This is a genomic window from Dysgonomonas sp. Marseille-P4677 (assembly GCF_016652235.1).
GTDB lineage: Bacteria > Bacteroidota > Bacteroidia > Bacteroidales > Dysgonomonadaceae > Dysgonomonas.
Window position 1 is genome coordinate 1 of record NZ_JAEPKU010000161.1, and the last position, 9099, is coordinate 9099.

The 9099-nt window shown below is 34.5% G+C and carries 4 protein-coding genes; all 4 read right to left on the reverse strand.

Annotation, left to right across the window (positions count from 1 at the left end; translation table 11 throughout):
• On the reverse strand, window positions 1–1552 hold a 1552-nt coding region (locus tag JGH11_RS17860; protein WP_201114069.1), incomplete at its 3' end, for a RagB/SusD family nutrient uptake outer membrane protein.
• A gap of 93 nt (window positions 1553–1645) precedes the next feature.
• Complete coding sequence (locus tag JGH11_RS17865) at window positions 1646–4813, reverse strand: TonB-dependent receptor (RefSeq protein ID WP_201114071.1); 3168 nt, start codon at window positions 4811–4813, stop codon at window positions 1646–1648.
• Between the two features lie 586 nt (window positions 4814–5399).
• Complete coding sequence (locus JGH11_RS17870; RefSeq protein WP_201114072.1) at window positions 5400–7961, reverse strand: kelch repeat-containing protein; 2562 nt, start codon at window positions 7959–7961, stop codon at window positions 5400–5402.
• 339 nt (window positions 7962–8300) lie between these two features.
• A complete protein-coding gene (gene mtgA / locus JGH11_RS17875; protein WP_201114073.1) occupies window positions 8301–9029 on the reverse strand; it encodes a monofunctional biosynthetic peptidoglycan transglycosylase in 729 nt (242 codons plus the stop codon).
• Window positions 9030–9099 lie beyond the last annotated feature (70 nt).

The following is a 9099-nucleotide window of genomic DNA, read 5'->3' on the forward strand; positions in this document are numbered from 1 at the left end:
ATATATAATAGGGTGAGAGAGCCATATATTGCTTGTTATTTATATAAGAATCGGCTATTCTCCAACGGCGTAAATCCCAATATGTGTGATTTTCGAATGCAAGTTCCATTCGCCTTTCTTTTTGAATTGCGCTTTCTGTTAATTGATTAGCATCATACAATTTTGCACCGGCTCTATCCCGAATATCGTTAATACATTTCAAGGCATCATCCTTCATATTCAATTCAAATGCAGCCTCAGCTCTGTTTAGTAATACTTCTGCATAGCGCATATCGATCCATTGCTGGGTAGATTTATACAATAATACTTGTGATTTATCTTTGGATGGATCTTGAAATTTACGAAGAAGGAATCCTGTTATAGTGGTTTCGGGATGCCCCATACCGCTTTTTCCTATAATGTTCTTTCCTTGATATAAGGCATTGAAATCGGCTCCCGTCATTAATTCCCCTGAAGGATAAGATGTATACAAACCTTTTTGTATTTCGATGGATTCATTTTTAAAGATATCGCCGGGCAGTATTACACTAGCTCTGAGGCGAGGCTCTACATTTTTGAACAAATCCATTGTCTTTTCGAAGCGTGTAGGATTATTTGCAGGACCAATATCTAAGACTCCTGAATTACCATTCACGTCATCGAACATCTCAACAAGATCGAGAGTCGGATTCAGACGGCTTGAGTATCCTTCGGCTCCACGCATTTGATAGGGAATGTTAACTACATCAAAACTGTGAGTTTTGTCCGGATAGCTAAAATATTCGGCAAATATTATTTCAGAGTTATCTTCATCTAAAAACAGTTTCGAATAGTTTTCAAACTTATCAGTATGTTTTCTATATAGACTATATTTTCCTTCGAGCATTTTTGCTGCGTCGTAGCTGGCTCTATAATATTTTGCTGCATCGGCTTTTGGTATTCCTAACAAATTATTTAACTGCATACTACCGTTTTTGGCAATAGAACCCGCATATAGACATACTCTGGATTTGAGAGCATAGGCTACGTTCTTGTTTACTCTTCCTTTTGCAGGACTTTTATCCGATAATAAGCCTATAGCCTTGTCCAAATCTTCAATCACAAAATCATAGACTTCTTGTTCTGTGTTACGTGGCACTTTTAATTCCTCAATACTTTGTTCCGGATAATATTGCACTTCTTTAAGTATAGGAACTCCGCCATATCGTTTAACCATAGCAAAGTAATAATATGCCCTTATCAGATATGCTTCTCCTATCCAACCATCGGCCTGCTCTTGAGTGAAGTTGTTTTTATAATTTGGAAATTCACTCAAAAAATAATTCACGTTTCTTACAGCTCCATAATTCCAATTCTGAAACCAGTCTCCACTAGGTGAATCCCAAAGCATATCATTCAAAATGATAAGCATTTCCCCGGAGCAGTTTCCTGTTGATGGTACATTAGCCCATCCTCTAAAACCGTCCTTTGTCATCCTGAAATCTTCTATCGGCAAATCGTAGTAAAGCCGCATCATATATGCTGTAACTCCTGATTCTACCTTAAATACATCTTTATCCTGAATTATATTCATCGGGGGCAGATCTAAATCATTACACCTAGTGAAAGAAATCAGAACGCAGGTTATTATCAATAATAAATTCTTTATTTTCATGTTCATTATATTTTAAAATGAAATATTTACCCCGAAGTTATAAGTCTTGGTTAGAGGATATAGGTATCCATAGGTTTCGCTTGGATGTTCAGGGTCCAGATATTTAAGGCCTGTAAATGTGACTAAATTATATGCACTGAAATATAGTCTCATACTGCTGATTCCTATTTTTCCTAAGGTAGATTTAGGTAAAGAGTAACCAAATTCTAGAGTTTTTAGTCTCAGATAACTGGCGTTTTGTACCGATTTTTCCGAATCCTTATAATTGGTAGATTCTCCGGTATTGGTGGATGGATAATAACCCGGTATCCATTCACTATCAGGATTATTAGGATCGGATAAATGCCACCTGTCCATAAACATATCCAGGCCATTACGTCCCCATGATAGAGGTTTTTCCAATTGTTCCGGATATTTTACGTAGCTTTTTGCAGAACCTTGAAACAGCATAACTATATCGAAATTCTTATAATCGGCTCCAAGTGTGATACCATAATTGATTTTCGGATAGTTTTTTATGGCAATAGGGTGTTCGTCGTTACTGTCAATTACTCCGTCTCCGTTCCAATCATCATACTGATAATCACCCGGACGTAGTATTGAGTTACCCTTCGAGTCTTGTATCGAAGCATTATAAATATCGGTATAATTGGTAAATTGTCCGGTGTATCCTAGTCCCCACCAAATGTCACTATATCTGTTGTTTTCATTATTTCTCCAGTCACGGTAAGAATTTCCGCTCTCTGATCTTTCTACAAATTTCTTTGTGGCACGGGCGTAAGATACATTTCCTGATATATGATAGTTTACACCACCCACTTTGTTTCTGTGTGACAATCCCAACTCAAAACCACGCACCTGATCGCTGTTCAGATTTTCATCGGGTAGATTTGCACCTACTGTACCTGGGAGGCTTAAACTTCTTTTAGCATAAATACCATAACGATATCGGTTGAAATAATCTGCTTGAAGATCCAGCAATCCGTTCCACATATTAGCATCTATACCAATATTGAATGTTTTAGCCTTAAGCCATGTAATGTTAGGATTAGGAAGGCCTCTCATGCCAATGGCATTTGTCCAGTTATCATTCTGCACATAACCATCAGATGGATAATTATATCCGGATAAAAACTGATAGCTTGCAGAACTGTCATCACCAAGAAGCCCATATGAGGATCTTATTTTAAGATTATTAATAAAAGAAAGAGCTTTAATATTTTGAAAAAATTCTTCTTCCGATATTCGCCAGCCCACAGATCCTGCGGGGAAAAGCCCCCATTGATGACCCGGAGCGAATTTGGATGATCCGTCATACCTAAAACTTACTTCAGCCAGATACTTAGATGCAAAATCGTAGTTTATACGACCAATAAACGCTTTTCTTGCATATTTCCATAGATCGTCAGCATTCATTCCGGTTTTCTGATCTTTAGCATCTCCAGCAAACAGCTGGTCTACTGCATCCATCGATAGAAAACGTTCTGCTGAGAAGTTATCCATATCCGAACTTTCTTCTTCATATACAGCTAATGCCTTTACATTATGCTTCTCGGCGAATGTGCGGTCATAATTTAACTGCAATTGCATCGTTGTCGCTACTTTTTCTTTGAGTGAACGCTTAAGTTTCGAAGGTGTCTGGGCTTTGTTTCCCTTATACAAATCGTTAGCCGCATCATAGGTGTAGAGTGTATAAGACTTTGAAAATTCTTTTGCTGTCCAGTTATAATAATTATAACTATACATTCCTTTTGCTTTTAACCCTTGTACGAAAGGAATATCATATTCGAGACTGAAAACAGATTGGAACATTTTGTTATCTTTCTTTCGGTAACCATCAAGTTCTGAGTCTGTTATTACTAATGGGTGATCTGCGTCAGCTGCATTGTAAAGGTATTCGGGATTGTCGTTTGCATAGATAGGCCATATCGGAACTTGTGTCCAGATGGATTTGTAAACCAGCCATGCATCTCTATATGGTTGATTCTTTGTATCCATCATACCAGACAGAAATACTTCTGTTTTTAATCTTTTTGTTAATTGTGCTGTAACATTCGACCGTATATTGAAACGTTCATAATCGAGACTACCACTTTTCCAAAAACCTTCTTGTTTAAGGTAACCAAAATTGGCATAATAAGTAACTTTTTCTGAACCTCCCGTCGCACTTACGCTATGTTGTGTCTGAGGAGCTGTTTTATTGATCGCTATTGAAGCCCAATCAGTGCTTTGTTTCAGACCATTACGGTATTCATTTATTTCATCTTCGCCATACGATGGAATTCGGCCTTGGTTTATATCATTCTCGTTCATTAATGTCATATAACCTACGGCATCCCCTGTCTTAGGGAGTCCTGCTCCCTGTTGCCATCCGAACGACCCAGAATATTCGAGCTGAGTTTTGCCTAGTTTTCCTTTTTTAGTAGTAATTAGAACAACTCCATTTGCGGCCCGAACTCCATAGATTGCTGCAGACGCATCTTTCAGAACAGAGAAACTCTCAATGTCGTTAGGATCTATACGACTTACATTGTCACTGGCAATTCCATCCACGATAAATAACGGATTTGTCATACCTCGGATTTGAAAAACACTATTGTAAGATCCCGGCTCTCCCGATTTTTGAGTAACCATTACTCCCGGTATCTTTCCGGCAATCATGTTTTCCATGTTTTCGTTTTTGGTCGTCAGTATTTCATCTCCACTAATGGCTGTAACAGCTCCTGTGAGAGTGGCCTTTTTCTGAGTACCGTAACCAACTACGACGACTGCCTCGAGATTTTGAACATTCTCTTTTAATATTATTGATAAATGATTTACGTCTCCTATTTTTATAGTTTGTGTAATATATCCTACATAGCTAATCTGCAAAGTTGCTCCTGTAGTAGCGTTGAGACTAAAATTACCATCCGGATCGGTTACAGTTCCATTACTGGTTCCTATTTCTTGAATAGCGACACCAATCAACGGAATGTTGTTTACATCTTTTATTAATCCTGTAATTTTTTTTACATCTTGTTTAGGTGATTGTACTACGTTATTGTGATTCTCAGATGCAAAAACGAAACACGTATTTATGCATAATAAAGTGATAAATATTATTCCTCTATAAATGAGATGCCTAATATTTTCACGCGACATGAGTCCTTCTAAAGGAATACTTCTTTTGTGTTTTCTCATACTTTCATTTGTTATCATTGATGAATTTTAATAAATCAGATTTTAAGATTCTTTTACATGTGAATGTTTACATAATAAGAACTGTTTTTTGTGTTTTGAGAGGATTATTTTTTCATAGGCTGTGTTTTTTAGTTAATACTTTTGTAAATTATTTGTTTCATTTTATGTCAATGATTGATTCACGATTTAAGGGAGTCTGAATATGATGCTAACATAGGATATAGCCTATTAACAGGTTATTAATTTTGAATTAATTTTCTTTCAGAATACAATAAGGCAAGGCATAATCAAGAAAAACTCCTTGTATATAATACAATAAGTGTATTTGTTAAAAACTAATAGATACAATATGGAATCTATAAGTGTGTTTAATGAACAGATCAGATTGAATAGTATTATTTATATGGTTAAGGTTCAATAATTATAAAGCAGAGCTTATTCTTTATAAGAACCAGTATGAAAAATAAATTCGAATAAGTGTAACTTGAACTTATTCATTAAATCTAATTGTAGGTTAACTTGTCTTGATGGAGAGGCGGAGATACTATAGTTTGCTACTAATACATGAGATTTGAAAGAAAATCGCCTAACTGTTTTTTTTTATCATATCGTTAAACTGCAACCGAGGAGAGCTATCTAAACTATTTCTATATTCGTCGCAGAAATTAATATAACATTGTTTTGCTAGACCTTTTTTCCCTAGATGATAAAGGGCATGGCATTTGATACTTATTGCATTTTCATCAAGATTATCAATTGCAAGCATAACGTTTCCGATACGCAATAATAGTTCGTGGTTTTTTTTAGACGGTAATGCTCTGATTAATTCGGAAAGAGTAATGTTTACTGTATCTGAATACTCTAATTTGTAATTATCTATCCATTTATCGTTTATCGTAGCTAATAATCCGCCATGTAAGCCCAATTCAAGAATTTTATTTATTGTTTCGGCACTATAATCTTTATCATGTTGAATCTTACCTGATAAGTTCAGCATTTCCGCATAGTCACAAAATATTTCTTCATTAATATCCAAATACCAATAACCATTTTTATTTGAAATAATATTGAATCCCGGGAGATCCTTAAGAACAATACGCAACTTGTTGATACTTACATTTCTATTATTTGTGGCACTGTTTCTGTCCATATTAGGCCAAAGGGTTTCGTTTATCTGTTGGGATGTGACACCTTTACCATTTTTCAACATATTGAGTAAAAGAAATAGAAAAAGACTTTTCAATACTTGCGTAAATTTATTAGTCATGTCATGCCCTTCATTATCTAAAACCTGGAAGCCTCCTAATAATAATATAGAAGGAATATGTTTCTTATCTTCAGTTGTACTTGTTTTTGTTGTTTCGACAAACGAATCATTTATATTCTTTGATCTTTTCTTTATATATAGAAAATAAATGAGGATAAAGGCTATTAATAAGGTAATGAATATAATTATATATATATTCCATACAGGCATTTTATCATTTGCGGCTTGCTGAATAATATCTTCCTGTGCTAATGGGGGGAAGGCAATAGAATAGAGAGTAACTTTCGTTTGATTATCTTTTTCTTTATAATATATGGCTGCGATGAGCTCATTTTTTTTTGAATTCAGATATAAATTACAAAACGACTCTATATCATAAAAATTGAATGGAATAGTATCACCCAAAATAGTTCTATCGGGTGTATCTATTCCAAAACGATTAAGTTGGATATGAGATTTGTTCGTATTATTATTGTATGCAAGGACATATATATGCTTAGCTTCCTTATCTATTATCATTGAGTTACTGTACACTTGATGAGAGTATTTATCTTCATACTCCCATTTTTTTTCACATGATAGATCGTCAGTGTTTATCAAATGTAGATCATTATACGTATGAGGAAACTCTTCTTGTTTTCCCGACCAACTACCGTAACCTCCTAATACGAATAATTTTCCATCTCCCGCATATACAGCACTACTCAGATAACGAGGAGCGATTTCTTGCGATAGGTCAGTAAACACCCACTTTGTACTATCTAGTTTGTGTTTGCCGATGAGAGCACTATAGCGATAATATCCATATCCTCCAAAAATTATTAGTTCATTCCTGTCGCGAGCTATAACTTGATTATGATGTATAATTGTATTATAACTAGAACTTTTATTGGGGAACCATTCATTATCGGATAAATTATTTTTAATAAATTGTCCGGTATCAGGACTATATGAAATTAATTCTTTGTTTATCGGGTTATATATAATACTGTTTGCTATAGAATTATAGGGTAGTCCTTTATTGACAAGGGTACTATCAAGGGTTTTTGTTTCCAGAAAGTATTTGTACAAATGTTTATCTTTTGAAATATAAATAATACCGTCGTCTGCGTTATAAGCTATTTGAGGATTATAACCTCCAACCGAAAAGTCTATTAATTTATTCCATTTATAGTGCTTATCTATTTCCCATATTGGATTTTGTGCTGTAGCCCTTTTATTCTTTGTTTCATCATAAACCTCGTGCTGAAAGTGCTTAAATAGATTCCATTTTCTGATTACTTTGTTATCAGCATCTTGTAGCTGAATATTCCGAATTGTCATCGGTGGTACATCAGTGATATAGAACTGTTTATCGTCGCTAGCCCCAAAGTTTATCTTTACTTTTTTCGCTTCAGGTATATTCGTTTCTATAAGAGTTTTGTTTCCATTGGCTATATGCAAGATTTTTTGATTTTTCACATCTATTTTTATCTGAACATTTATCCATTTTTCCACGTAGTTGGTAATATCCCCTAATTCTTCTTTGTGAAGTTTCTCATTATTCTTTATAAGGGAGAAATTTGTGTCTTTAGACCGTATATTTGAAAGAAAATCAATATTAAGAGTGTCATTTACTATTATACGGAAGACATATCCATAACTATGAAATTCTTTTCTCAGTTTGATATCGAAATCTAACGTAAATCCGTCTGTCAACGATAACGGAGCATCAGGTGTGAGATTAAGTCCTGTTCTCTCTTCCTGACTGACAGTGTGAGATAAAAAATATAAACCTTGTCTAAATCTGTTGACATTGTTTGCCCCTATATTTTCGTTCTGACTTTGAAGAGTCTCGCCCAGAGCGAAAAATAATAATATGAAAAAATAGTATCGTATCATACATATATAGGTTATCAGGGTTAGTTTAAGTAGTATGTGTTTATACTATTATTATCGTTAGATTTGAGGCGTTTTGTTTTTCATCTAATTTAAGACTTAAAATCGTCCTATTTTGGGTATACTTTTCTTATATCAAAGATAGTGCTTTTATAGATAAATAGATTAGGTTCAGAAGTTTTTCTATTCTAATATTTAGGTAGTCGTTGTTTTAACTTGTTGACATATAGATTGTTGGTTTATTTTTTTGCTTGCTGTGGTCAGCTGTAGATTTGTTCTTTACATAAAAAGAAAACGAGAAGGGGATAGACTTTTTTATAGAATAATATAAAAAATCGATTATTATTTCTTTTTTTTATTTTTAGGCGGCTTCTGTTCTTTTATATCTTTATCAAAGTCTACCGGATTAACTTTTCCCATCAGGTCTAGTATTTTAGCCTGACGTTTTAATATATAATTAGATGGTTTTGCTGAATTGAATCTTATAGGGTTGGGAAGCGTTGCAGCTATTAAGGCGGCTTCTCTTGCTGAAAGTTTTTTTGCCGGTTTCTTAAAATGAGCCTGAGCTACAGCTTCTGCTCCATAAATATTCTCGCCCATTTCTATCGAATTGAGGTATACTTCCATAATTCGTTCTTTACCCCAGATTTTTTCGATAAGGAATGTATAATATACTTCCAGTCCTTTGCGGACATACGAGCGTCCAGACCATAAGAACACATTTTTGGCTGTTTGTTGGCTAATTGTACTGGCTCCGCGTTGTCGTTTGCCTTTTTCGGCCTCATTTAATGCTTTTTCTATTTGATCGAAATCAAATCCTCCATGGTCTAAAAAAAGATTATCTTCAGAGGCAACTACAGCCAATGGTAAGTTTTTTGAAATATTGTCTAGAGAGACCCATTTGTGTTTGCATACTACATCTTTTCCCGAAAACAATTGCTGTACGTTGTTCCATACCATCAAAGGTGTGTAGTAGACGGGAATAAACTTGAATAAGATAACTTGAAATATGCTGAATAAGAATAAAAATATAATTATTCTTTTTAGCCACTTGAAAATTCTTTTCAGCATCATTATATTAATTACAATCTAGACTAGGATTCTTTTTCAAGATACAAAACTAGTAACAAATGATTAAATA